This window comes from Alcanivorax sp. HI0007 (genome assembly GCF_001635525.1).
GTDB lineage: Bacteria > Pseudomonadota > Gammaproteobacteria > Pseudomonadales > Alcanivoracaceae > Alcanivorax.
The window spans coordinates 1-202 of record NZ_LWEJ01000068.1; the positions used below are offsets into that span (position 1 = coordinate 1).

Sequence of the window (202 nt, forward strand, 5' to 3'; positions counted from 1 at the left end):
AATACATGGTCGCCGTACCCCTCATATTCGGTGAACTGACTGCCGAACACTACGAGGATGACTTCCATGCTAGCCACCCCAGGATCGACACCCTGCGCGACAAAATGATCGTCCGGGAAGACAAACAGTATTCGTCGGATTATCACGACCCTGATAAGCGGTCCATCGCCAATGCCATCCAGATAGTATTCAAGGATGGTTC

At 51.5% G+C, this 202-nt stretch carries 1 pseudogene; it reads left to right on the forward strand.

The features are described 5' to 3' along the window. A pseudogene (locus A3714_RS03385) lies at positions 1-202 on the forward strand (MmgE/PrpD family protein); the annotation flags it as partial.